This is a genomic window from Bradyrhizobium daqingense, assembly GCF_021044685.1.
Taxonomy (GTDB): Bacteria; Pseudomonadota; Alphaproteobacteria; order Rhizobiales; family Xanthobacteraceae; genus Bradyrhizobium; species Bradyrhizobium daqingense.
Window position 1 is genome coordinate 4,274,164 of record NZ_CP088014.1, and the last position, 21,997, is coordinate 4,296,160.

A 21,997-nucleotide genomic window follows, 5' to 3' on the forward strand; every position below is an offset into this window, starting at 1 on the left:
GTGCGCGGAGATCGCCAATTCTAAATTGGAATTCGATTTCTGCACCAAGAATTCCGCTTTTCTCTGGCACATTGACGTCTGCTCGTCTTGACAGTTCTATTTTAGAACGGTTTACTCCGCGGGCCGATATGAATGAAGGGTGCGGACCTCCCGGTTGAAGGAGGCCGCGCACGCTGCCGAAAACAAGGCGCGAGGGAGGATGGCATGAGGAGCGTGGACGAGCTTACCGCAGCCGAACTGCTGGACAGCCTGCCGTCCAGAGTGCACGAGGTTTACGCGCCGTTCGTGCGGGATATTCCGGATCATCCGGCCTTCGTGGAAGGCGGGCGTTCCTGGAGCTACCGGCAGTTCTCGGATGCTGTCGACGCTGCTGCAAAGAATCTCGCCGGGTTGGGCATCAGGCCCGGTGATCGCGTGATGATTGCCAGTGAGAACAGCGTGGCCCTCGGCGTGATGCTCTTCGCAGCGAGCAAGCTCGATGCCTGGGGTATTCCGGTCAATCCCCGCCTTTCGCCCCGAGAGATCGACCTGATTGGGACGCACAGCGGCGCCAGACGCGTTCTGTTCAACTCGGCTCTGTCGAAGGAAGCGGCCGATCATGCCACCCGCGTCGGAGCGAAAATCGGCGCCGTCGGACCATTTGGTGGAATCGGTGTCGGTCCTCTCAATGCGGATGCCGAAGCAGAGCCCGTCGAGAAGGATGGCGCCCGCCAGGTCGCAGGCCTTTTATACACCTCGGGCACGACCGGTGCGCCGAAGGGCGTCATGCTGAGCCACCGCAATCTGCTCTTCACCGCAAGGACGTCGGGAATCCTTCGACGAAGCAGTCCAGGCGACCGCATTTACGGCGTGCTGCCGATGTCGCACATCGTCGGGTATGCGATCCTACTGATTTCGACGCTGATGCACGGCGGCACGTTGCACGTCGTGGCCAAGGCCGATCCCGCTGCGCTGGCTCATGCCATCGCCGAGCAAGGGATTACGAGCCTATTCGGCGTGCCTGCCACATATCAGCGGCTGCTTGAGCACAAGGCGGTCAAGGGCATCCAACGGCTCGAACGGGGCAGCCTGCGGATCATGGCGGTGGCTGGCGCTCCGCTAGACCTCGATCTCAAGAAGCGGATCGAGGACGAGTTTGGAATCCCGCTGCTGAACAATTACGGCATAACGGAATGCTCACCAGGCCTCACGGGGGTCCGTTCGGAACAGCCTGTCTCGGACGAGTCGGTCGGCCCGTTTCTTCCCGGCATCGAGCACCGGATCGTGGACGGACAAGGAAAAAAGGTGGCGACCGGTGAGGTGGGCGAATTGCACGTTCGAGGTCCGAACATCATGCTCGGCTACTATCGTGCGCCCGACCTGACGGCGGCGGCGATCGATGAGCAGGGATGGTTCAACACGGGGGATCTCGCGCGGGTGAACGGCAAGGGGCATCTCTATATCGCCGGCCGCACCAAGGAGCTCATCATCCGCTCCGGCTTCAACGTTTATCCCGCCGAGGTGGAGGCGGTCCTGAACGCGCACGACCAGGTCGTTCAGTCGGCCGTCGTCGGACGAAAGGTCGAGGGCAACGAGGAGGTCGTCGCGTTCGTTCAGCTTCTCCCCGGTGCGAGCATCAGCGCGGAAGACCTCAAGGCGTACACGGCCCAATTGCTCACGTCCTACAAGCGTCCGACCGAATTGATTGTGCTTGACGCTCTGCCCTCGGCCTCCACCGGCAAGATACTGAAACACAAGCTGCGGGAGATGGCGAACGAACAGGCCGCCCCGAAGGCGTCGCGTGCGGCAGCCGCTGGCTGACGGGCATCAGGATGATTTGCACGGCAATATGCCTGTTTAAGAAAGAACGTTAGCGACGGACTTGTCGCCGAAGGGAGATGACAATGTTGAGAAGCGCCATGATTGCAGCCGCGCTCGCGGCATCCATAGCCGGCGCGCATGCGCAGACGCCGGGCGTCACCGAATCCGAGATAAAGATAGGAGCGACGTTCCCTTTCAGCGGCCCCGCTTCGCCGCTCAGCAATACCGGAAAGGGCATGATCGCCTACGTCAATTCGATCAATGAACGTGGCGGCATCAATGGGCGGAAGATAAACCTCGTCACCTACGACGATGCCTACAGTCCCCCCAAGACGGTGGAGCAGACCAGGAAACTCGTGGAAAGTGACGAGGTGGCGTTCCTGTTCGGCCCGCTGGGTACGCCCGGCATCAGCGCCACCATCAAGTACGTCAACGCGAAGAAAGTCCCGCATCTGTTTGTCGTGAGCGGAGTCACAAAATTCACGAACTTCGCTGAGTTCCCCATGACCACGACGGGATTGCCGAGCTATGACACCGAGGGACGAATCTACGCGAAATACATCACCCAGACCCGGCCGGACGCGAAGATTGCCATCCTGTATCAGAACGACGATCTGGGTAAGGACTTCGTTAATGCATTCAAGGGCTATTTGAAGGACGATTTCGACAAGAAAGTCGTCGCGTCGTCCTACGAAGTGACCGAGCCGACCATTGATTCCCACGTCGTGTCGCTGAAATCGTCCGGCGCGTCGGCGTTTTTGGTGGCCGGCACGCCCAAATTCGCAGCGCAGGCCATCAAGAAGGCCGATGAGATCGCTTGGAAGCCGCTGTTCCTGATCAACTTCGTTTCGAGCTCGGTGTCTTCGACCATCGTCCCCGCAGGACCGGAAAAGGCCGTAGGCATCGTCGCCGCGACAATCACGAAGGATCCGAATGACAAGAAGTGGGCCGATGATCCCGGCATTAAATGGTACCGCGACTTCTTTGCCAAATACCTGCCAGGCGCCGATATCGGCGATAACAATTATCTGTTCGGGACCCAGCAGGGACAGCTCCTGGAGCAGGTACTCAAGCAATGTGGCAACGATCTCTCGCGGGAGAATATCGTCAGGCAATCGCGGAGCATACGCGGGCTGTCGCTTCCCACTGTCATACCCGGTGTCGTCATCAACACGAGCCCCGAAAGCAGCATGGCGTATACGCAGCTGCAGTTGCAGCGCTGGAATGGGACCACGTGGGAGCAATTTGGTAGCGTACTCAGCGCCGACGGAAAGTGATTGCACCTTCTGAAATGCAGCGCGGGTGATTTGAGCCCGTAACACGACCAACTTACTCATGGAGCACGGATGTCCAGCGACGTTCTTTTCCGACCTTTCAAGCTGAAAGGGCTGACCATGCCGAACCGGGTCGTGATGGCGCCGATGACGCGCTCATTCTCTCCGGGCGGAATCCCGACCGAAGACGTCGCGCGGTATTACCGCCGGCGTGCCGAAGGAGCGGTCGGATTCATCATATCGGAGGGTACGGGCGTGGATCGTCCGGCATCCCTGAACGATCCGAACGTTCCCCGTTTTCACGGAGAGAAGGAGTTGGCGGGGTGGCGGCGTGTGGTCGACGAGGTGCATGCCGCGGGTGGGCTGATGGCACCGCAGCTATGGCATGTCGGAGCCGTTCGCACCCGCGCCAAGGATTGGGCTCCTTCGGGTCCCTACGACAGTCCGTCCGGCCTGTCGCGACCGGAGAAGAAATTTGGCGAGCCGATGTGCGAAGCGGACATCGCCGACGCCATTCGCGCCTTCGCCGATGCAGCGCTTGCCGCGAAGCGCCTGGGATTCGACGCCGTCGAATTGCATGGCGCGCACGGCTATCTGATCGATCAATTCTTCTGGGCGGGCACCAATCGCCGCGAGGATGCTTATGGTGGCAAGGACCTGCCGGGTCGGGCGCGGTTTGCCGCTGATATCATCCACGCGGTTCGCAAATCGGTCGGACCGGACTTTCCGATACTGCTCCGCATCAGCCAGTGGAAGCAGCAGGACTATGAAGTGAAGCTGGCCGAGACGCCTCGCGCGTTGGAAGCCTGGCTCAAACCGCTGGTCGACGCCGGAGTAGATGTTCTGCATTGCTCGCAACGGCGCTTCTGGAAGCCGGAGTTCGATGGTTCCGACTTGAACTTCGCCGGATGGGCCAAAAAGGTGACGGGAGTGCCGACAATCTCGGTCGGGTCGGTCGGCCTGACCGGCGAGTTCATCGCCGCATATGGCGGGGAGAGCTCCCGTCCCGCGTCCCTCGACGAACTGATCCGCCGCCTCGATCGCGAGGAGTTCGATCTTGTCGCGGTCGGGCGGGCGCTGCTTCAGGATCCGCAATGGCTCCTGAAGATACGCGACGGTCGGACGGACGAATTGATGGCCTTCGAACGGACTGCGTTCGCTGCGCTGAGCTAAAAGCTGAGCGATGAAGGTTTGCGAGGCCGGTGCGTCGCCACTGAATAAAGGTTATCCAAATATTTGGTGGCCGGTATTTCGGCGATCTGCCCAAGCTGGCAGCCAAAGAAGATCGGCGCACGCCGGTCGACGGGAGGGGCATGCGCGTCATTGCGCACTCGCCTGGAAGCAATTTGGAGACGAACAATGAGCGACGCCAAGACCCAGGTCGGCCAGATCCGCACCGAGGTGCACGGACATGTGTTCAAGATCATCATCGACAACGTGGCGAAGAAGAACTCCTTCAGCCCGCAGATGATGGCGCAGATGTCGGATGCGATGACGCTTCTTGATCGCACCGACGACTATTGGGTCGGGGTTCTCTGCGCTGAGGGTCCGGATTTCACGGCCGGGCTGGATATGCCGAAATTCTTCGCGTCGGACTTCTGATGATCGTCTATGTGGCTGTCGGCGGCATGCAGGCAACCACCTGGATTCAGATCACCGGGAGATCAAGAAAAGTCCCATCAAGACCAGTGTAAGCAGACGTTCAAAGGTGGACGCAGCGACAAGCCGCGAAATACGAATGTCCGAGAGAAGAGCATATTTGGCGTGGCGGCGGGCAATGGCAGCCGGCCGCAAAACAGCGCCAAAAACCTCACCGAGCGCTCTATTCCACCTAGAAGCGAGAGGAGTTATAGCATCTCGGTTGAGGGTGCTTTGGTGCGCTATGGGGAAGTTTGTAGCGTGATACAGTCTCACCGCTTGTCGAAATTACTCCACAGTCACGGCCGGCACCGGCAAAGCCGTGATCGACTTGATCTTCTCCATCGCGAAACGCGAGGTGACGTTCTTGAGCGGAACGGCATGAATCAGCTTCTTGTAGAACACGTCGTAGCTCGGCATGTCCGGAATGACGACGCGCAGCATGTAGTCGACGTCGCCGGCCATGCGGTAGAATTCCATCACCTCGGGCATGGCGCTGACCGCCGCGGCGAAGCGTTTCAGCCAGGCGTCGGAATGATCGGAGCTTTCCACCGAGACGAACACCGAAAGGCCGAGGCCGATCTTGTTCTGGTCGACCAACGCAACGCGCTTCGTGATCACGCCGTCGGCTTCCAGGCGCTGGATGCGCTTCCAGCAGGGCGTGGAGGACAGGCCGACCCGGTCGCCGATTTCGGCCACCGAGAGTGAGGCGTCCTCCTGAAGCACCGTCAGGATCTTGCGGTCGATGGCGTCGAGGCGGCGGCCAGTCTCGGCGAGCTGCAGCGCAGCGTCGGACATTGTCTGATTACCTTTGTGTCAGTGGAAGCTGGGGGCCGGCGCTTGGGCGGGATTGTCAGCCGTGTGGCCCGAACAGGAAGATTTCGTAAAGATCGTCCTGGCGGCCGCTGCGGTCATCGCTCGGGCCGCCCGTCTGCGGCCGCAGGGAGCGCCGGAACCATTTACGTGCCTGTTCGAACCTGCTGGCGAAGCTTGAATGCAGCGATACGACGTAGCTCATGTTCACTCCGGACAACATTGTAGGGCGAGAACACGACAAAGCTAACACGAGCGGTAACATGTTGAACATCGCCAGCCGTTGGCCACGTTCAGTTTGGTTGGATCGTACTGAGAGTGTCATCTGTTCGAGCACAAAATTCCACAGTGCCGTTTCGCAAGGAACATTTTTCATGCGGTGTGGGGAGTGCGGAGGCGTCAGATCATTCGTTCTCGAGCAGCGCGAGCACGTCGGCGTGCTGCAGACGCGGGGTGGAGCCGGCGTTCAGCGGTCTACGGCAGGAGTCCGGCGCCAGCGGCAGCATGGGCAGGCCCATGCTGCCGAACGATGCATACAGAAGGCTGCGGTCGGCGCGCTCATGCAGGTGCGATCTCGTCATCAGGCCAAGCACGAACAGGAACGCGATCAGCAGCACCAGCGGGAGGATCAATGCCTGATGCCAGCCGATGCGATCGGTAACCGCTAGCGCGTCGGCCGCCCGCTCAACGGGAGAACGAAGGCCGGTCCATTCCAGTGTGAACTCGAACATGCTGACGCTCCGTCTCACTGCTGTTCCGCGATCCCCTCACTTCATGTAGTCGGGCAGCGTGAACCCGTCATAGAAGCGGTCGGCCAGGATCGCCGTCTTGAACGTCGGCGATTTGTAGGCGGCGACGATGTCCTGTGCCCATTCGGCATTGGCATTGGCCTTCTTCACGGCGAGCACGTTGATGTAGGGCGTGGTCATCTTCTCCAGCGCAAAGGCATTGGTCAGCTTTAGACCGCTGAAGATCGCAAAATTACCCTGGACAGCGGCGAAGTCGACATCGTCGAGCGCCCGCGGCGCCTGCGCGGCCTCGAGCGGCACGATCTTGATGCCACCCGGATTCTTGATGACATCGAGCTCGGTGACGTCGACCGGCTTGCTGTCGCGAATCTCGATCAGGCCGAGATCGCGCAGCACCCACAGCGCGCGCTGGAGGTTGACGGGATCGTTCGGCACCGCGACGCTGGAGCCCGGCTTGATTGGCGTGCCCAGCGGGTGCTTCTTCGAATAGAGGCCCATCGGGGGCGTCGGAACGTGGACGATGCCGACGAGATCGGTCTTCTGGCGCTCGTTATAGGACTCGAGGAAGACCGTGTGCTGCATCACATTGGCATCGATCTCGGACTTGAACACTGCGTTGTTGGCTTCAAGGCCGGTCGAGAATTCGACATAGCGGATCTTGTAGCCCTTTTTCTTGAGCTCAGGCTCGACGCCGATCTTGAACTCGTCAATGTACGGACCTGGCACGAAACCGACCCGCAACTCGGGCTTCGAGGGCTGCTGCGCCAGGGAGTTTCCGGTGGCGAGCGGGGAGAGAGCCAAAAGGCCGGAGAGGAGGAACAATGCGGTCTTCATGTCTTCTTACAGTTTCCAGTTTGGAGGGAGAGCGGTATCAGGCGATCGCCTTGGCCTGGTTGGAATAGATGCTGGCCGGGCGGGCGAGGCCGTAATGCTCGCGCAGCGTCGTGCCGGTGTAGTCTTCGCGGAACAAGCCGCGCTTGCGCAGGATCGGGACGACCTGCTCGGCAAAGACATCGAAGCCGCCGGGCAGCCAGGGCGGCATCACGTTGAAGCCGTCCGCCGCACCGCCCTCGAACCAGGCCTGGATGTTGTCGGCGATCTTTTCCGCCGTGCCGGCGATGACCCAATGGCCGCGCGCGCCGGCGAGGCGCTGGACCAGTTGGCGGATCGTCGGTTTCTCGCGGTCGACGATGTCGACCACCAGCTTGAAGCGGCTGGCGACGCCACGCGCACTGGCGGTGTCGATCAGATGGCGCGGCACGGGACCGTCGAGATCGTAACCGGTGAGGTCGACGCCGATCATCTGGCGCAGCTGCGTCAGGGAATATTCCGGCTGGATCAGCTCATTGAACTCGTCCTGGAGGCGGTCCGCCTCGGCTTGCGTGCTGCCGATGAAGGGGCTGATGCCGGGCAGGATCTTGATCTCGTCGGGGCCGCGATCGAAGGTGCGGGCCTGCCGCTTGATGTCCGCATAGAAGGACTTGGCGGAGTCCAGCGTCTGGTGCGCGGTGAAGATGGCTTCCGCAAAGCGCGCGGCGAAAGCGCGGCCGTCGTCGGAGGAGCCGGCCTGCACATAGACCGGCCGACCCTGTGGCGTGCGCGAGATGTTCAGCGGGCCGCGAACGCGAAAATGCTTGCCGACATGGTCGAGCGTATGGATCTTGCTGGTATCGGCGAAGATGCCCGAGGCAGGATCGTTGACGAGCGCGTCGTCCTCCCAGCTGTCCCAGAGCCGTGAGATCACGTCGAGATATTCGCGGGCGCGCTCGTAGCGCTCGTGGTGGGGCGGGTGCTCGGGCAATCCAAAGTTCTGCGCGGCCTGTGAGGCGCTGGTCGTCACGATATTCCAGCCGGCCCGGCCCTTGCTCAGGTGGTCGAGCGAGGCGAACATGCGCGCGAGGTTGTAAGGCTCGGTATAGGTGGTCGATGCCGTCGCGATCAGGCCGATACGCTTCGTCACCGCGGCGATCGCCGCCAGCCAGGTGATCGGCTCGAAGCGAAAACGCTGGGCGTAGCGGACGTTGTCGGCCAGCGCCGGCCCGTCGGCAAAGAAGATCGCGTCGAACTTGCTGGCCTCGGCGCGCTGCGCCAGCTCCTGATAATAGGTGATGTCGAGAATGCGCTCCGCGGACGACCCCTTGTAGCGCCAGGCAGCTTCGTGATGGCCGCCGGGATAGATGAAGAGATTGAGAACAAGCTGCCGTTGATTGCTCATGTCGAAACGCCCTGTATGCGGCCTGCGCAAAATCTATGTCGGCGCTCGCATCGTTGTCGATGGAATGGAATTGCGTTGTTGAGTTCGATGCGAGCATGAACTTTCGGGAAAGCCTGCAAGCGGAGAGCGCACGTGGCGCGTCTGTTTGTGGATTCGAGATGCGCACGTCCAGACGGCCATCTAAGCGGCGGCGATACCGTGGTTTACGCCGAGAGCGGTTCTGCGTTTTTCTGTCGCTGTTTTCGCGAATGCAACTATTCCCCGCACTGTTCAATCTTTGGAAGCCATTTCCGAAAGCCGTGAGCTAGCATTCGCTGACTGAGCACGAGGCTGCATTGACGTAGCCTCCACGGAAAGGTCCCGCCAGACGGGATTGCCGTCAGAGCGGACGGTAGTCTCGCAAGAGGATCGATCGCACCATCACTGTCCTTCACTCCGTCATCGCAACTGCGATCGGCGAACGGCGGAGCCTTGTCCAAATGGATCGCGGTCTCGGGAAAGATGACATGACTGACGGAATCACCATCGACAACGTCATTCCACGCGCGGATATCGTCAAACGATCGGCGCGTATAGGCGCGGAGATCAGGAACATCAAGCTTTCCGGCGATCTGCCGGATCGGACGATTTCGGCGATCAACCAGGCGCTGCTCGAGCACAAGGTTATCTTCTTTCGTGACCAGAATCATCTCGACGACGCCGAGCAGGAGCGTTTTGCCCATCGGCTCGGCAAGCTGGTGCCGCATCCGACGGTCGGCGCCACCAAGGGCACGGCCTCGATCCTCGAGCTCGACTCCGCGCGCGGAGGCGGACGGGCCGACCAGTGGCACACTGACGTCACGTTCGTCGACGCTTATCCGAAGATCTCGGTTCTGCGCGGCGTCGTGATCCCCGAGTTCGGCGGCGACACGATCTGGTCGAACACGGCTGCCGCCTATCTCGACCTGCCTGCTCCGTTGCGAAAGCTCGCCGACGAGCTCTGGGCGGTGCACAGCAATGCCTATGACTATGCGGTCAAGACCCGTGCGAGCGAGGCCGACCGGAAGCAATTCGAGGAGGTCTTCACGGCGACGGTCTACGAGACCGAGCATCCCGTCGTCCGCGTTCATCCCGAAACCGGCGAGCGCACACTGGTGCTCGGCAATTTCGTCCAGCGCTTCGTCGGACTGTCGAAGTACGACGGCCAGAAGCTGTTCGACCTGTTCCAGTCGCACATCACGGCGCCGGAGAACACGGTTCGCTGGAGCTGGCGGCAGGGGGATGTCGTCGTCTGGGACAACCGCGCGACCCAGCACTACGCCGTGAACGACTATGGCGATCAGCACCGCGTGGTCCGGCGCGCCACCATCGACGGCGAAGTACCTGTCAGCATCGACGGACGGAGCAGCGTCACGCGCATCAAGGTGGCGAAGCCGCAGGCGAAGGCGGCCTGAAAACGAGCAATGGAGTGAACACGATGAGAATTGCTATCTCCGCTCTGCGCCGGCTGGTTGCCGCGCTCGGTGCAAGAAGCCGGCAACTTGGCCTTGCGGCTCTAGGTCTGACGAGCCTGGTCGGGAGCGCTGCGGCCGACCCGCAGCTTGAGAAGACCGAGATCCGCTACCAGGGGTGGGCAGGTCAGGTGACCTTCATCGAGCTGGCCGATGATCTCGGCTATCTCGCGCCGCTCAAGCTCAAATGGGTTGGCAACACCATCAGCGGACCGCAGGACATCCAGACCGTCGTCACCGGCGATATCGACATCGGCGGTGCGTTCTACGGCGCGATCATCAAGTTGATCGCCGCCAAGGCGCCGATCAAGGCGGTGGTCGGCTATTACGGTTCGGACGACAACACCTACAGCGGCTACTACGTGAAGGAGGATAGTCCGATCAAGACCGCGCGGGACCTGATCGGCAAGAAGGTCGCGGTCAATACGCTGGGAGCGCACCATGAATTCGTGCTGCGCGAGTACCTGGCTCGCAACGGCCTGACGCCGGCGGAGGCGAAGCAGGTGACGCTGGTTGCGATCCCGCCGGTCACCGGTGAGCAGGCGCTGCGGCAGGGGCAGGTCGAGCTTAGCACGCTCGGCGGCGTCCTGCGTGACAAGGCACTCGAGCGCGGCGGCATTCGGCGGCTGTTTGCAGATACGGACGTCTTCGGGAACTTTACCGGAGGGGCCTATGTGCTGCGGGACAAGTTCATCAAGGACAATCCGAATACGTCCCCAAGCTGATCGAGGGTGTGTCTCGTGCCATCGACTGGGCTCAGACAACACCGCCGGAGGAGGTCCGTGCCCGCTTCGAGCGCGTCATCGCTGAGCGCAAGCGCAACGAGGACGCCACCCCGATCAAGTACTGGAGGAGCACGGGCGTCGCGACCAAGGGCGGCGTGATCGGCGATGCCGAGCTCCAGGTCTGGATCGACTGGCTGGTCAGGGATGGCCTCTTGAAGCAGGACCAGCTCAAGCCGTCGGACCTCTACACCAACGCGTTCAACTATTTCCGCCCGGGCAAGACCGCGGAGGCCAAATGACGACGGCCAAGATCCGCTTCGAGCACGTACGCAAGGACTTCCTGGTCCGCGGCAAGGATGGCGGGCCGGCGCAGCGCTTCACCGCGCTCGACGACATCACGCTGGATGTTCGGACCGGCGAATTCCTGGCGCTGGTCGGGCCGAGCGGCTGCGGCAAGTCGACCTTGCTGGACCTGCTCGGCGGCCTCACCACGCCGAGCAGCGGTCGCATCCTGCTCGATGGCAAGATCATCGAGGGTCCGGCGCGCGATCGCGGCATCGTGTTCCAGCAATATGCGCTGTTTCCTTGGCGCACGGCTGCGCAAAATATCGAGTTCGGGCTCGACATTGCCGGCCTGAAGGCCAGGGAGCGGCGGGCGAGGGCGCTGCACTATCTCGACCTGGTCGGTCTGTCCGGCTTTGCCGACCGCTATCCGCACGAGCTCTCCGGCGGCATGAAGCAGCGCGTCGCGATCGCCCGCAGCCTTGCCTATGATCCGGAGGTGCTGCTGATGGACGAGCCGTTTGCGGCGCTCGATGCGCAGACGCGGGAGACACTGCAGGGCGAGCTGTTGCGGATCTGGCGCCGCACGGGAAAGACCATCCTGTTCATCACGCACGGCATCGACGAAGCCGTGGTCCTTGGTCAGCGCGTGGCGGTGATGACCTCGCGCCCCGGCCGCATCAAGCAAGTCATCGATATTCCCGATGAGCTGCACAGCGAGACCGAGGATGTGCGATCGCTTCCGGCGTTTGGGCAGGTACGCCACGAAGTCTGGTCCTTGCTGCGCGACGAGGTCTTGAAAGCGCAGGGTTTTCAGGTGGCGGCGTCGGACGGCGAGCGGATCGTCAAGGCGAAGGAGCTGGCCCATGTCTAATCTGGAGATCCTGACGCTGCTGGAACTGGCCGAGGGGAGCCCGAAGGACCGGGCCAGGCAACGCGCCGGCGTAGTTGCCGCGGCGACGGGTAGCCTGGTGCGCTGGCTTGCCATCATCGGACAGCGGTCCCTGCTGTTGCTGCTGTTCCTGGTCCTCTGGGAAACGGCTCCGCGCCTCGGTCTCATCGATGTAACCTTCCTGCCGCCGTTCTCCGAGGTGATCGCCGCGGGCTGGCAGCTTGCACAGAGTGGGGAGCTCTACGACCACGTCGGCGCAAGCCTGCTTCGGGCCCTGAGCGGTTTCCTGATTGCCATTGCCCTGTTCGTGCCGCTGGGTGTGTTGACGGGATGGTATGTTGGGCTGGGCAATCTCCTGAGCCAGGTCATCGAGATCGCGCGCAACACGGCGCCGCTGGCGCTGCTGCCGGTTTTCATCCTGCTGCTCGGGATCGGCGAGCTCTCGAAGGTCACCATGGTGGTCTACAGCTGCGCCTGGCCGCTGCTGCTGAACACAATCGCTGCAGTCCGCCAAGTCGATCCGCTTCTGGTCAAGTCGGCACGGACGATGGGCGCAACGCCAAGCCAGCTGTTCCGGAAGGTGATCCTGCCGGCGTCGCTGCCGACGATCTTCGTCGGCATACGCTTGGCAAGCGCCTCGGCGATGCTGGTCCTTGTCGCGTCCGAGATGGTCGGTGCGAAATCGGGGCTGGGCTATCTCATCATCAACAGCCAGTACAGCTTCCTGATCCCGCAGATGTATTTCGGGATCCTCGGCATCACCGTGATCGGTCTCACCTTCAACGCGATCCTGGAGGCGCTGGAGCGTCGCCTGATGCGCTGGAAGGCGCCGGCAGTCTAGCCAGGCTTGTTGCGGGCGGTCGCCTGCGTCACGATGCTGTTCGGCGGCACGTCCTGGGTCACCCAGACGTTGCCGCCGATGGTCGAGCCCCGGCCGATCGTGATCCGCCCGAGGATGGTGGCGCCGGCATAGATCACGACATCATCGTCAACGATCGGATGCCGGGCGTCGCCCTTGATCAGATGGCCGTCATCGTCAGTCGGGAAATGGCGCGCACCGAGCGTCACGGCCTGGTAGATGCGGACGTTGTCCCCGATGATCGCAGTCTCGCCGATCACCACGCCGGTGCCGTGATCGATGAAGAAGCCGGACCCGATGCTCGCGCCAGGGTGAATGTCGATGCCGGTCCTTGTGTGGGCGATCTCCGCGATCAGCCGCGCAATCAGCCGTGCGTCGAGCTGATGGAGGATGTGGGCCAGCCGGTGGTGGATGATCGCGGTCATGCCGGGATAACCGATCAGGATCTCAGGAAAGTTCCTGGCGGCGGGGTCGCCGACGAAGGCGGCGCGGAGATCGCTGATGATCAACCCGCGCACGTCCGGGAGTTGCGAGGCGAACCGGCGTGTCAGGTCGATTGCGTCGTCGCGCCGGAAGCCGGCCGTGAGCTCGTCACCGATGAAGAGCGCGGCGCGGTGAACCTGCTCACACAAGCCGTCGAGCGCGATGCTGAGGCGGTTACCGACGAAATAGTCGATGTTCTCCCCGTCGAGGTCGAACTGGCCGTAATGGCGCGGGAATAGCGCTTCGGTCAGGCCGTCCAGGATCGCCTGAAGGGCTTCGCGCGATGGCGCCCGGCGCGCCTCGCCGTCCCGGCGGATGCTGTGGGTCTCCTCGCGGGAGATGCGGAGTGCGGCGACAAGCTGCTCGAGCTGCCAGCGCTTCTGTGTCGGGCTATCGAGCTCCTTGTCGTCCCAGGACTCGCGGGCCAAGTCGTGTTTCATGCCGCCTCACCTGACATGCGCCAGCGGAATGCTGATCTCGGCCAGCAGATCGAGGTCGAAGTCATGCTTGATCTCGATGTATTGGCCGTTCCAGTACACCAGGCCGGAGAGCTGGGGCGACAGCTCGAAGCTCAAAAGGCTTCCGACGATGATTCCGTGAGAATAGCGCTCGATGATCTCCTCGACCCGGCATTCGACGGTCGCGAGCGAGTTTCCAAGCAGTGGCACGCCCGAGATCCCGGCGGACCAGGGAATGCCTTGGAAGCGCTGTGGTCCCTTGAGGAGACTGTTGCTGAATCGGTCTGCCAGATCCTGCTGGTCGGAGCCGAGAATGTTCACGCCGAACGTGCCGAAGCGCTCGATCAGTGCGAATGACGAGGCCTGCCGATTGAGGCTGACCAGCACGCGCGGCGGGCTCGCGCTGAGTGAGGTCAGCGACGTGACCGTCATGCCCGTGATGTCGTCGTCGCGGCCGGCCGTGATGATACTGACGCCACCGGCAAGCCGGCGCATCACGGCGCGGAACTGGTGCTCGATCTCATTGCTGTCAGTGACGAGATGGATGTCCGACCTTCCCATGTCTGTCTCTCCTTGCGTCGGACCGGCGAATGCGGCGCCATCCAGCCTAGAAGAAGCCCTTGGCCGGCAACGGCGTGCCGCTGATTTCGTACTGGCCGATCGAGCGCGCCTTGTAGGTGGTTGGATTGTGCGAGGATAGCGTGCGCGCATTGCGCCAGTGCCGGTCGAAATTGGTGACCTTCTTGGTCGCCGACGCGCCGCCGACATCGAACAGCAGGCTGCCGCCGCGGATGGCGAAATCGTCCGCGATAATCTTGGCCTTGGCCGAGAGCAGGGCGGCGGTGTGGGCGGCTTCCGCGGCGTTCGATGCGCCCGCGTCGAAGGCATCGGTCGCGACATCGAGCGCCTCGGCCGCTGCTAGCACCACGGTCTCGGCCGCGAACGCACCGCTGGCGATCTGGCCGACGGTCTGCTGCAGCAAGGGATCGTCGGTCGGAACTTCGGCTGGCGCATAATAAAAGGTACGCTTCCGCGAACGGACGAGCGCGGTGGCGTCCCGCAAGGTCGCGCGCGCGATGCCGGCAACGACCGCGGTCAGGAACAACTGCGCAAACGTGTTGGAGTAAGGCACGCCGTAGCCGGTGTCGGGAGTGTCGAAGACGATCTCCTGGCGCTTGACCTTGACGTTGCGGAAATGCGTCGTGCCGGTTGCGGTGAGCCGCTGTCCGAGCCCATCCCAGTCGTCGACCAGCTCGATGCCATCGCGCTTGATCGGAACGATGGTCGCGCCGCTGATGCCATCAGGATCGGCGGCGCGGACGAGCACGTAGTCCGAATACAGCGTGCCGGTGCTGTAATATTTGGTCCCGTTCAGGAGGTAATCGCCGTTTCCATCAGGCGTGAAGGTCGTACCCGGCGTGACATTGCCGACGCGGGGGCTTTCGAGCTCGGTGGTGGCCAGCCCAATGATCGCGCCCTGCGCGACAGCCTTCTGCCACGCGCGGCTCTGCTCATCCTTGGGCGTACGCACCAGCCGTTCCACCACGCTGAAATGGTTGCGCAGAATATGCGCGACATTGGCGTCGGCCTCGCCGAGGCAGATCACGAAAGCGAAGAGATCGCGGATCGTGCTGCCGGCGCCGCCGGCGCTCACCGGAAGCCGCAGCGCGCCGAGACGGGCGCGGCGGACGAGGTCGATGATCTCGAAGGGCAGCACGCGGTCGCGTTCTCGCGCGCTCGCACCCTCGGCGATCTGGCTGAGCAGCGCTTCCAGCTCGGGCGAGCCGGTCTTGAGAGGCTCGGATGTGCCGAGGGAGGGGACGAATACGGTCTTGTTCATGATTGGCCTCTTGGTCACGTCCCTAGAGCTGGGCGAGATGGTCGGTGACCTTGACCGGCTCGGGCAGAACCTTGCGCGCGACCAGCCAGTCGGCGGCCTTTTGCAGCTCGCTGATGAAGCGCTCGTCATTGACCGCGAAGTAGCGGTACTTGCGTTTCAGCGCGATGAACTGATCGCGGACCTCGTCGCTGTACTTGCCCGCCTTCTGGGCGATGTACTCCGCCTCCTTTCCGTTCTCCGAGATCCACTTGCCTTCGGTGCGGAACGCATCGTTGACGGCCCGCACGAGGGCGGGGTTGTCGGTGGCGAATTTGCGGGTGGTCAGGTACGAGGTGTAGTCGATCTGGAAGTCGAGGTCCCTCCCTTCCAGGAAGATGTCGTGCGCCTTGTATTCGAGCCGGGCGATATCGACGCCGGGGCTCCACATCGACCAGGCGTCGACCTTGCCGGAGGCGAGCGCAGGTGCCGCATCGGGCGGATTGAGATAGACGAACTTGACCTTGGACCGGTCAACCTTGTGCTTCTCGAGCGCGGCCACCAGCAGGAATTCGCCGAGGCCGGAGCGGTTGACCGCGACCGACTTGCCGACGAGGTCCTCGACCTTATCGATGCCGGAGCCGTCCTTGGCGATGATCGCCGTGGTGCGGGGCTCGTAAACCACGAACTGGGTAAACACCAGCGGCGAACCGGCGATGATCGCGGCCAGCGCCGGCGTCGTGCTGCCGCCGAAGCTGAAATCGGCGCTGCCGCCGGTGACGGCCTGCAATGTCGGGGCGTGGTTCGGGAAGGGCCCGAGCCATTCGACCTTGATGCCGTCCTTGGCCAGCACCTTCTCGAACTCGCCGCGTTCCTTGGCGATAAGATTGAGACCGCTCATGCCCCAGGTCAGGCGCACTGTGTCGGTCGTACGGCCAGTTGCGGCCTCGGCAAAGTCGCCGATGTTCAGGCCGGCGAGGGCGCCCACGCCGAAGGCCGCGGTGCTGAGAAAGCTGCGGCGGGACGGCTTGGCGATGGAAGAGTCGGACATGATGGCCTTCCGTTGAATTAATGGGTGGAGTGCGAATTCACGCCGAGCTCGGCAAGGAGCTCGCTACGCGAGATGGGTGTCGAACCGTTGCGTGCGACGCGGTGCTCGTAGGCGATGGCGCCGTTCCGCATCACCAGGATGCGATCCGCCAGAGCAATCGCTTCGTCGACGTCGTGCGTGACGAGCAGAACGCCCGGCTGATGGTTGGCGACGAGCTCGCGAACGAGCTCATGCATGCGGATGCGGGTGAGCGCGTCCAATGCGGCAAACGGCTCGTCGAGCAGCATAAGCTCTGGTTGCTGCACCAGCGCGCGGGCCAGCGCGACGCGCTGGGCCTGTCCACCGGAAAGATTGCGCGGCCAATCGTCGAGACGGTCGCCGAGGCCCACCTCGGTCAACGCTTCGGCCGCGCGCTCGCGTGCGTCCGGCACCTGCAAACCAAGCGAGACGTTGCGCCAGAGGCTGTCCCAGGGCAGGAGCCGGTGCTCCTGGAATACCACCGCCGGCCGGCGTGGCGCGACGATGCGCCCGCCCTGGATCGAGTCCAAGCCGGCGAGCGCCCGCAGCAATGTCGTCTTGCCGCAGCCGCTTTCGCCGAGCAGGGCAACGAACTCGCCCCGCTCGATGCGCAGGTTCAGCTTTTCGATCACCACGCGGCTGCCGTAACTGCGAACGAGATTGCTGACGACGACGGCCGGTCCGGTTTCGAATGAAGCGGGCGACAGTGGAGCCACGTGAGCGTTCATCGTGCTGCCCCATAATTCGGATGCCAGGCGAGCAGGCGCCGTTCAAGGAAGCGGGCGATGCCATCGGCCGCGACGCCAATGAGCGCATAGATAACAATCGTCAGCACGATTACGTCGGTGCGCAGGAACTCACGCGCATCCATCGCGAGGAAGCCGATACCCGACTGCGCGCCGATGGTTTCAGCGACGACCAGCGCAAGCCATGCCGTCGCCAGCGCAGAGCGAACCCCGGTCAGGATCGACGGCAATGCGCCGGGAAGGATGATACGGCGGATCAGCTGAAGCGAGCTCAGACCCTGGACGCGACCGAGTTCGAGCAGTTTTGGATCGACCTGGCGGATACCGAGGACCGTGTTGATGTAGATCGGGAAGGTGACGCCGAGGGCCACGAGGAAGATCTTCTGGGTCTCGCCGACGCCAAGCCAGACGATGACCAAAGGCAGCGCTGCGAGGAACGGGATGGCCCGGATCATCTGCACGCTGCGGTCGATCAGAGCTTCGGCGATGCGGGAGAAGCCGACGAGAATACCGAGGCCGCCACCGATGGCCGTGCCGATCACGAATCCTGCCGCCGCCCGCAGCAGGCTCACGCCGAGATCGTTGAGCAGTGTGCCCGTGGTTGCAAGCTTGAAGGCGGTGCGGATCACCTTGCTCGGTGCGGGCAGAACTTGCGGCAAGAGCCATCCTGCCTGCGCCAGCCATTCCCAGATGACGACAAGCGCGATTGGGGCGAACCACGACAGAAGCTGAAGGCCGCGAGTGCCAAGCTTGCCCTTCGTGGCGGTCGGAGCGAGTGCGCTGTCGGCCCTTTGCGATGACGGCGCGCGGTCCGCACCGATCACAGTGCGGTCGATGCCGCTCAGTTCCATATTGCTCAAGACGCGAGACCTCGTTTCACGCACTGCATCTGACGCAGGAAGCGCGACGGCAATCACATGCCGTCTCTACAAAATGTCCCACGAAATCGGGCCAACAGAAATAGAGCGGTATTTCAATTGTCGTCAGATCCGGAGTGATCTGCTGTCGTCGCAGCGTGGCTGTGCGACAAAGAAAATCTTTTGATGCGCGTCTGCTTGAACTTGCTCCGGCGATTGGCGAGAACGGCGAAAGTCGAGAGAGTTACGGGAGAGCATGATGACGGCTGCACCTCTTCGCTTCGGCATCTGGGCGCTGGTGCACGGGCCGCGTGCTGCACATCAGGACCCCGAAGAGCCCTATGACGCCTCGTGGGAGCGCAATCGTGATCTCATTCTTGCAGCCGAGGAGCTCGGGTACGATTCGACGTTGATCGCGCAGCACACGATCAATCCGCATCAGGAGGATCTCGATCAGCTCGAAGCCTGGAGCGCTGCCGCCGCGATTGCGGCGCTGACCAGGCGCATCGAGATCATCGCCGCCATCAAGCCTTATCTCTATCACCCCGTGGTGCTTGCCAAACTGGCGCTCGGCATCGAGAACATCAGCCGCGGCCGGTTTGCGATCAATCTGGTCAATGCCTGGAATCGTCCTGAGCTGGAGAAGGCGGGGATCGGCTTTCCCGAGCACGATGCGCGCTATGCTTACGGCAAGGAATGGATCTCCGTCGTGTCCCGCCTGATGGAGGGCGAGCGCCTCAATTTCAGCGGCGATCACTTCAACGTCACGGATTATGCGCTGCGGCCGACCAGCCTGTACCGCAAGCGCCCCGCCATCTATGTCGGCGGGGAATCCGAGCCCGCGCGCGATCTGGTCGCCGGCCATGGCGATGTCTGGTTCATCAACGGCCAGCCGCTCGATGATGTCGCCGGCCTGATCGCCGATGTCGCGGCGCGGCCGCGCGGTTCAGCGCCGCCATTGCGCTTCGGTCTGTCCGCCTTTGTCGTGGCACGCGAGACCCGGGAGCAGGCGCAGGTCGCCTATGAGCGGCTGCTCAGGCTTGCGGCCAAGGACGCGCCGATGAAGGCAATCCAGAAGCAGAATACCGATCCGAAGGTCGTGATGATGCAGACGATGCAGAAGACGCCGCGGGTCGGCAGCAATGGGGGTACGGCCGCGGGGCTGGTCGGCAGTTACGATGAGGTTGCGGTACGCATCGAGGCGTTCCATGCCGCCGGTATCGAACTCTTCATGCTGCAATTCCAGCCGTTCGAGGCAGAGATGCGGCGCTTTGCAGACGAGATTATTCCCCGCGTTCGGGCCAGACAATCGGCCAGGCCTGCTGCGAAGCTGGCCCATCCCGTAGGATAGGCCGTCGCGACGATCAGGCCGACGCGACCTCCGGCGCTCGCTTCGCAAAGCGGCTCGTCGGCCGTGCCAAACCAAAATGGTCGCGCAATGTCGTGCCCGTGTACTCGGTTCGGAACAGACCGCGCTTCTGAAGGATCGGCACGACGGTCTCGACGAAGGTCTCCAGGCCCGTGGGCAGAACGTCCGGCATCAGGTTGAAGCCGTCCGCGGCACCGGCCTTGAACCAGGCCTCGATATCGTCCGCGATCTGCTCCGGCGTCCCGACGATGATGCGATGGCCAACGCCGCCGCCGAGCGCGCGGATCAATTGGCGGACCGTGAGATTTCCGCGGCGGGCAAGGTTCACGGTGCCCTGGAACATGGTGTGATTGGCATTCGCCGGAAGCGGCAAGGGGTCGGGAAGCGGCTTGTCGAGTTCGAGCAGAGCGGGGTCGATCTGAAGCGTGCCGGCAAGACGCGCCAGGCTGTATTCGATGGGGACCAGTTCCCAAAGCTCATCCTGCCGCCGCTTTGCTTCGGCTTCCGTGCTGCCGATGACGGTCGCAAGTCCCGGCAGGATGACAATGGAATCACCGGAGCGGCCGTAAGCCGCGGCGCGCGTGCGCAGGTCGCGCGCATAGGCGACGCCTTCCTCGATCGACTGCGCGAGCGTGAACACGGCCTCTGCATAGGCGGCGGCAAAGTCGCGGCCATCGTTGGAGCCGCCCGCCTGCACCGTCACCGGACGCCCCTGCGGCGAGCGTGGGACATTCAGCGGTCCGGCCACCGTGTAATGCGGGCCGCGATGCGCGATCGGGTGCACCTTCGACGTATCGACAAATCGTGCGCTCGCCTTGTCGCCGACGAAGGCGTCGTCCTCCCAGCTGTCGAACAGCGCGTGCACGACCTCCGTGAACTCCTTGGCGCGCTCGTAGCGGGCCTTGTGCTCCAAGGCACCCGTGAGGCCGAAGTTGCGGCTTGAAGCGGCATCTGCGGTCGTGACCGCGTTCCATCCCGAGCGGCCGCCGCTCGCGTGATCGAGCGACACGAAGCGGCGCGCAATGTTGTAGGGCTCGTTATAGCTCGTCGACACCGTCCCGATCAGGCCGACATGCGTTGTGGCGGCCGCGACCGTTGCCAGAATGATGGTCGGCTCCAGCGACGTGAACGACCGGTAGTCGATGCGATCATTCACGGCCGGCGAATCCGCCAGAAAAATCGCGTCGAGCTTGCCGCGCTCTGCAATCTGCGCCACCCGGACGTAGTGCCCGAGGTCGAAGAAGGCGCGCGGATCACTGTCGGGCAGGCGCCAGGCCGACGGATAGACGCCGGAGTGAAGCAGGTTGACGTTCAGGTGCAATTGGCGTGGAGCCATGGGATTCCCAAAATTCAGCGGCCTGAGCCTCAAGCGGTCAGCAATCAAGACCCCTTCGGCGACCAGATCTTGATGGTCGTGGTGTCGAGCTTCACCGGGATCAGACCCTCGGCGTGAAACGCATCGGCAATGCGCTGCTGCTCCGACAGGCCTGATCCGGTGACTGCGCCCACCTGATAGGAGCGGTGGCTGTTGGCCTCCTCGACGATCGCCGCGTCGATGCCCCAGAGCCCGGCCAGCAACGTGGCCGCGTCCTTTGGCTGCGCCTTCACCCATTTGCCGGTTGCGGCAAGCTTGGTGAAGATCACATTCAGCACCTCGGCATGCTTATCCGCATAGGCGGCCGACGCGAGGTAATAGCGCTTGTAGCTCGCAAGGCCGTTGCTGCCGTCGGACAGGATCCGACCCTTGGTCTGATGTAGGGCGCTGGTCAGGAACGGATCCCAGGCGACCCAGGCATCGACATTGTTGCTGACAAACGCCGCACGGCCGTCCGCCGGCGTCAGATAGGCGGGCGTGATGTCCTTGAAGCTGAGCCCGGATTTCGCCAGCGCCGCAAGCAGTAGATAATGGCTCCCCGCGCCCTTGGTCACCGCGATCTTCTTGCCCTTGAGATCGGCAACGGTCTTGATGGTTGTAGACTGCGGCACGACGATCGCCTGCGCTGCCGGCGAGGCGGCTTCCTCGGCGACATAAGCGAGCTTGGCGCCGGCGGCCTGTGCGAAGATCGGCACGGTGTCGGCAACATCAGCGCCGAAATCGATGCTGCCGATGTTGATGGCTTCCAGCAGCGGCAGGCCGCTGGTGAACTCGTGCCAGGAGATGGTGACCCCGAGCGGCGCGAGCGCCTTTTCCAGCTCGCCGTTCGTTTTCAGGATCGCCGTCAGCGTCGAGGATTTTTGATAGCCGATGCGGATCTCTTCGGACGTCGCGGGCTGAATCGACGCCATGGCGAAGATGCTGAGTGCGGCCGCGGCGAGGGCCCGCAGGCGGGAGGTGAGACCAGACATGAACAATGATCCTGGAGCTAAGTCGCTTTGGCGACGCGTTTGACAAACTGCAGGCCGCAATGTGCCGGCAAGCTAGGCTGTGTTGCAATTTCACAATGCAGCGCAGTTGGAGAACG

23 protein-coding genes are annotated in these 21,997 nt (G+C 62.8%); 10 read left to right on the forward strand and 13 right to left on the reverse strand.

From position 1 onward, the window contains the following. The first annotated feature begins 204 nt into the window (after positions 1–204). The 4 genes from LPJ38_RS20030 to LPJ38_RS20045 all read left to right on the forward strand — a co-directional run bounded on the left by LPJ38_RS20030 (position 205) and on the right by LPJ38_RS20045 (position 4,676). Positions 205–1,800, forward strand: a complete 1,596-nt coding sequence (locus tag LPJ38_RS20030; RefSeq protein WP_145639734.1) for a class I adenylate-forming enzyme family protein — start codon at positions 205–207, stop codon at positions 1,798–1,800. Positions 1,801–1,883: 83 nt separating this feature from the next. Continuing rightward, on the forward strand, positions 1,884–3,077 hold the full coding sequence (locus LPJ38_RS20035; RefSeq protein ID WP_167520667.1) for an ABC transporter substrate-binding protein: 1,194 nt from the start codon (positions 1,884–1,886) through the stop codon (positions 3,075–3,077). A gap of 69 nt (positions 3,078–3,146) precedes the next feature. Further along, the gene (locus LPJ38_RS20040) at positions 3,147–4,247 is read left to right on the forward strand and encodes an NADH:flavin oxidoreductase (RefSeq protein WP_145639731.1); all 1,101 of its coding nucleotides are present in this window, start codon (positions 3,147–3,149) and stop codon (positions 4,245–4,247) included. 186 nt (positions 4,248–4,433) lie between these two features. Further along, complete coding sequence (locus tag LPJ38_RS20045; RefSeq protein ID WP_231088349.1) at positions 4,434–4,676, forward strand: Clp protease/crotonase-like domain-containing protein; 243 nt, start codon at positions 4,434–4,436, stop codon at positions 4,674–4,676. 324 nt (positions 4,677–5,000) lie between these two features. On the opposite strand, the gene LPJ38_RS20050 is transcribed toward LPJ38_RS20045, so the two are convergent. The 5 genes from LPJ38_RS20050 to LPJ38_RS20070 form a co-directional block, all read right to left on the reverse strand. After that, positions 5,001–5,510 (reverse strand): Lrp/AsnC family transcriptional regulator, encoded by a 510-nt coding sequence (locus tag LPJ38_RS20050; RefSeq protein ID WP_145639728.1) that lies wholly within the window; start codon positions 5,508–5,510, stop codon positions 5,001–5,003. A gap of 55 nt (positions 5,511–5,565) precedes the next feature. Next, a complete protein-coding gene (locus tag LPJ38_RS20055; RefSeq protein ID WP_158644789.1) occupies positions 5,566–5,730 on the reverse strand; it encodes a hypothetical protein in 165 nt (54 codons plus the stop codon). A gap of 199 nt (positions 5,731–5,929) precedes the next feature. Further along, complete coding sequence (locus tag LPJ38_RS20060; protein ID WP_145639726.1) at positions 5,930–6,256, reverse strand: hypothetical protein; 327 nt, start codon at positions 6,254–6,256, stop codon at positions 5,930–5,932. A gap of 36 nt (positions 6,257–6,292) precedes the next feature. After that, positions 6,293–7,108 (reverse strand): MetQ/NlpA family ABC transporter substrate-binding protein, encoded by an 816-nt coding sequence (locus LPJ38_RS20065; RefSeq protein ID WP_145639724.1) that lies wholly within the window; start codon positions 7,106–7,108, stop codon positions 6,293–6,295. 37 nt (positions 7,109–7,145) lie between these two features. Beyond that, positions 7,146–8,489 (reverse strand): LLM class flavin-dependent oxidoreductase, encoded by a 1,344-nt coding sequence (locus LPJ38_RS20070; protein ID WP_145639722.1) that lies wholly within the window; start codon positions 8,487–8,489, stop codon positions 7,146–7,148. 506 nt (positions 8,490–8,995) lie between these two features. On the opposite strand from LPJ38_RS20070, the gene LPJ38_RS20075 reads away from it, so the two are divergent. The 5 genes from LPJ38_RS20075 to LPJ38_RS20095 are packed head-to-tail and all read left to right on the forward strand — an operon-like array spanning position 8,996 to position 12,719. Beyond that, positions 8,996–9,922, forward strand: coding sequence for a TauD/TfdA dioxygenase family protein (locus LPJ38_RS20075; protein ID WP_145639720.1), 927 nt, complete (start codon positions 8,996–8,998; stop codon positions 9,920–9,922). Between the two features lie 23 nt (positions 9,923–9,945). Continuing rightward, positions 9,946–10,704 (forward strand): ABC transporter substrate-binding protein, encoded by a 759-nt coding sequence (locus tag LPJ38_RS20080; protein WP_231088351.1) that lies wholly within the window; start codon positions 9,946–9,948, stop codon positions 10,702–10,704. Between the two features lie 8 nt (positions 10,705–10,712). Beyond that, positions 10,713–11,003: a hypothetical protein gene (locus tag LPJ38_RS20085; RefSeq protein ID WP_231088352.1), complete on the forward strand. Its 291-nt coding sequence runs from the start codon at positions 10,713–10,715 to the stop codon at positions 11,001–11,003. Beyond that, positions 11,000–11,860 carry an ABC transporter ATP-binding protein gene (locus LPJ38_RS20090; RefSeq protein ID WP_145639718.1) on the forward strand — a complete coding sequence of 287 codons (861 nt, stop codon included), beginning with the start codon at positions 11,000–11,002 and terminating at the stop codon, positions 11,858–11,860. Before LPJ38_RS20085 ends, LPJ38_RS20090 begins: the two co-directional genes overlap by 4 nt. Next, positions 11,853–12,719 (forward strand): ABC transporter permease, encoded by an 867-nt coding sequence (locus LPJ38_RS20095; RefSeq protein WP_145639716.1) that lies wholly within the window; start codon positions 11,853–11,855, stop codon positions 12,717–12,719. The genes LPJ38_RS20090 and LPJ38_RS20095 overlap by 8 nt, the downstream gene beginning before the upstream one ends. On the opposite strand, the gene epsC is transcribed toward LPJ38_RS20095, so the two are convergent. The 6 genes from epsC to LPJ38_RS20125 are packed head-to-tail and all read right to left on the reverse strand — an operon-like array spanning position 12,716 to position 18,160. Then, positions 12,716–13,660, reverse strand: coding sequence for a serine O-acetyltransferase EpsC (gene epsC, locus LPJ38_RS20100; RefSeq protein ID WP_145639714.1), 945 nt, complete (start codon positions 13,658–13,660; stop codon positions 12,716–12,718). The two genes, LPJ38_RS20095 and epsC, sit on opposite strands and share 4 nt — an antisense overlap. 6 nt (positions 13,661–13,666) lie before the next feature. Further along, complete coding sequence (locus LPJ38_RS20105) at positions 13,667–14,239, reverse strand: flavin reductase family protein (protein ID WP_145639712.1); 573 nt, start codon at positions 14,237–14,239, stop codon at positions 13,667–13,669. A 46-nt stretch (positions 14,240–14,285) separates the two neighbouring features. Continuing rightward, positions 14,286–15,518 (reverse strand): acyl-CoA dehydrogenase family protein, encoded by a 1,233-nt coding sequence (locus tag LPJ38_RS20110; protein ID WP_145639710.1) that lies wholly within the window; start codon positions 15,516–15,518, stop codon positions 14,286–14,288. A 22-nt stretch (positions 15,519–15,540) separates the two neighbouring features. Next, positions 15,541–16,545: an NrtA/SsuA/CpmA family ABC transporter substrate-binding protein gene (locus LPJ38_RS20115; RefSeq protein WP_145639708.1), complete on the reverse strand. Its 1,005-nt coding sequence runs from the start codon at positions 16,543–16,545 to the stop codon at positions 15,541–15,543. 17 nt (positions 16,546–16,562) lie between these two features. Further along, positions 16,563–17,291, reverse strand: a complete 729-nt coding sequence (locus LPJ38_RS20120; protein ID WP_145639705.1) for an ABC transporter ATP-binding protein — start codon at positions 17,289–17,291, stop codon at positions 16,563–16,565. Further along, positions 17,288–18,160, reverse strand: coding sequence for an ABC transporter permease subunit (locus LPJ38_RS20125; RefSeq protein ID WP_208750612.1), 873 nt, complete (start codon positions 18,158–18,160; stop codon positions 17,288–17,290). Before LPJ38_RS20125 ends, LPJ38_RS20120 begins: the two co-directional genes overlap by 4 nt. 265 nt (positions 18,161–18,425) lie before the next feature. On the opposite strand from LPJ38_RS20125, the gene LPJ38_RS20130 reads away from it, so the two are divergent. Beyond that, positions 18,426–19,517: an LLM class flavin-dependent oxidoreductase gene (locus LPJ38_RS20130; RefSeq protein ID WP_145639703.1), complete on the forward strand. Its 1,092-nt coding sequence runs from the start codon at positions 18,426–18,428 to the stop codon at positions 19,515–19,517. 13 nt (positions 19,518–19,530) lie between these two features. Here the strand turns inward: LPJ38_RS20130 and LPJ38_RS20135 are convergent, their stop codons facing one another. Together LPJ38_RS20135 and LPJ38_RS20140 are read right to left on the reverse strand one after the other, a co-directional pair. Beyond that, complete coding sequence (locus tag LPJ38_RS20135) at positions 19,531–20,871, reverse strand: LLM class flavin-dependent oxidoreductase (protein WP_145639701.1); 1,341 nt, start codon at positions 20,869–20,871, stop codon at positions 19,531–19,533. A 44-nt stretch (positions 20,872–20,915) separates the two neighbouring features. Next, positions 20,916–21,881 carry an aliphatic sulfonate ABC transporter substrate-binding protein gene (locus LPJ38_RS20140; RefSeq protein ID WP_145639699.1) on the reverse strand — a complete coding sequence of 322 codons (966 nt, stop codon included), beginning with the start codon at positions 21,879–21,881 and terminating at the stop codon, positions 20,916–20,918. Between the last annotated feature and the right edge of the window lie 116 nt (positions 21,882–21,997).

Coding starts and splice junctions, on each gene's coding strand:
- LPJ38_RS20030 (WP_145639734.1), top strand. CDS start 205: ATGAGGAGCGTGGACGAGCTTACCGCAGCCGAACTGCTGGACAGCCTG.
- LPJ38_RS20035 (WP_167520667.1), top strand. CDS start 1,884: ATGTTGAGAAGCGCCATGATTGCAGCCGCGCTCGCGGCATCCATAGCC.
- LPJ38_RS20040 (WP_145639731.1), top strand. CDS start 3,147: ATGTCCAGCGACGTTCTTTTCCGACCTTTCAAGCTGAAAGGGCTGACC.
- LPJ38_RS20045 (WP_231088349.1), top strand. CDS start 4,434: ATGAGCGACGCCAAGACCCAGGTCGGCCAGATCCGCACCGAGGTGCAC.
- LPJ38_RS20050 (WP_145639728.1), bottom strand. CDS start 5,510: ATGTCCGACGCTGCGCTGCAGCTCGCCGAGACTGGCCGCCGCCTCGAC.
- LPJ38_RS20055 (WP_158644789.1), bottom strand. CDS start 5,730: ATGAGCTACGTCGTATCGCTGCATTCAAGCTTCGCCAGCAGGTTCGAA.
- LPJ38_RS20060 (WP_145639726.1), bottom strand. CDS start 6,256: ATGTTCGAGTTCACACTGGAATGGACCGGCCTTCGTTCTCCCGTTGAG.
- LPJ38_RS20065 (WP_145639724.1), bottom strand. CDS start 7,108: ATGAAGACCGCATTGTTCCTCCTCTCCGGCCTTTTGGCTCTCTCCCCG.
- LPJ38_RS20070 (WP_145639722.1), bottom strand. CDS start 8,489: ATGAGCAATCAACGGCAGCTTGTTCTCAATCTCTTCATCTATCCCGGC.
- LPJ38_RS20075 (WP_145639720.1), top strand. CDS start 8,996: ATGACTGACGGAATCACCATCGACAACGTCATTCCACGCGCGGATATC.
- LPJ38_RS20080 (WP_231088351.1), top strand. CDS start 9,946: ATGAGAATTGCTATCTCCGCTCTGCGCCGGCTGGTTGCCGCGCTCGGT.
- LPJ38_RS20090 (WP_145639718.1), top strand. CDS start 11,000: ATGACGACGGCCAAGATCCGCTTCGAGCACGTACGCAAGGACTTCCTG.
- LPJ38_RS20095 (WP_145639716.1), top strand. CDS start 11,853: ATGTCTAATCTGGAGATCCTGACGCTGCTGGAACTGGCCGAGGGGAGC.
- epsC (WP_145639714.1), bottom strand. CDS start 13,660: ATGAAACACGACTTGGCCCGCGAGTCCTGGGACGACAAGGAGCTCGAT.
- LPJ38_RS20105 (WP_145639712.1), bottom strand. CDS start 14,239: ATGGGAAGGTCGGACATCCATCTCGTCACTGACAGCAATGAGATCGAG.
- LPJ38_RS20110 (WP_145639710.1), bottom strand. CDS start 15,518: ATGAACAAGACCGTATTCGTCCCCTCCCTCGGCACATCCGAGCCTCTC.
- LPJ38_RS20115 (WP_145639708.1), bottom strand. CDS start 16,545: ATGTCCGACTCTTCCATCGCCAAGCCGTCCCGCCGCAGCTTTCTCAGC.
- LPJ38_RS20120 (WP_145639705.1), bottom strand. CDS start 17,291: ATGAACGCTCACGTGGCTCCACTGTCGCCCGCTTCATTCGAAACCGGA.
- LPJ38_RS20125 (WP_208750612.1), bottom strand. CDS start 18,160: ATGGAACTGAGCGGCATCGACCGCACTGTGATCGGTGCGGACCGCGCG.
- LPJ38_RS20130 (WP_145639703.1), top strand. CDS start 18,426: ATGACGGCTGCACCTCTTCGCTTCGGCATCTGGGCGCTGGTGCACGGG.
- LPJ38_RS20135 (WP_145639701.1), bottom strand. CDS start 20,871: ATGGCTCCACGCCAATTGCACCTGAACGTCAACCTGCTTCACTCCGGC.
- LPJ38_RS20140 (WP_145639699.1), bottom strand. CDS start 21,881: ATGTCTGGTCTCACCTCCCGCCTGCGGGCCCTCGCCGCGGCCGCACTC.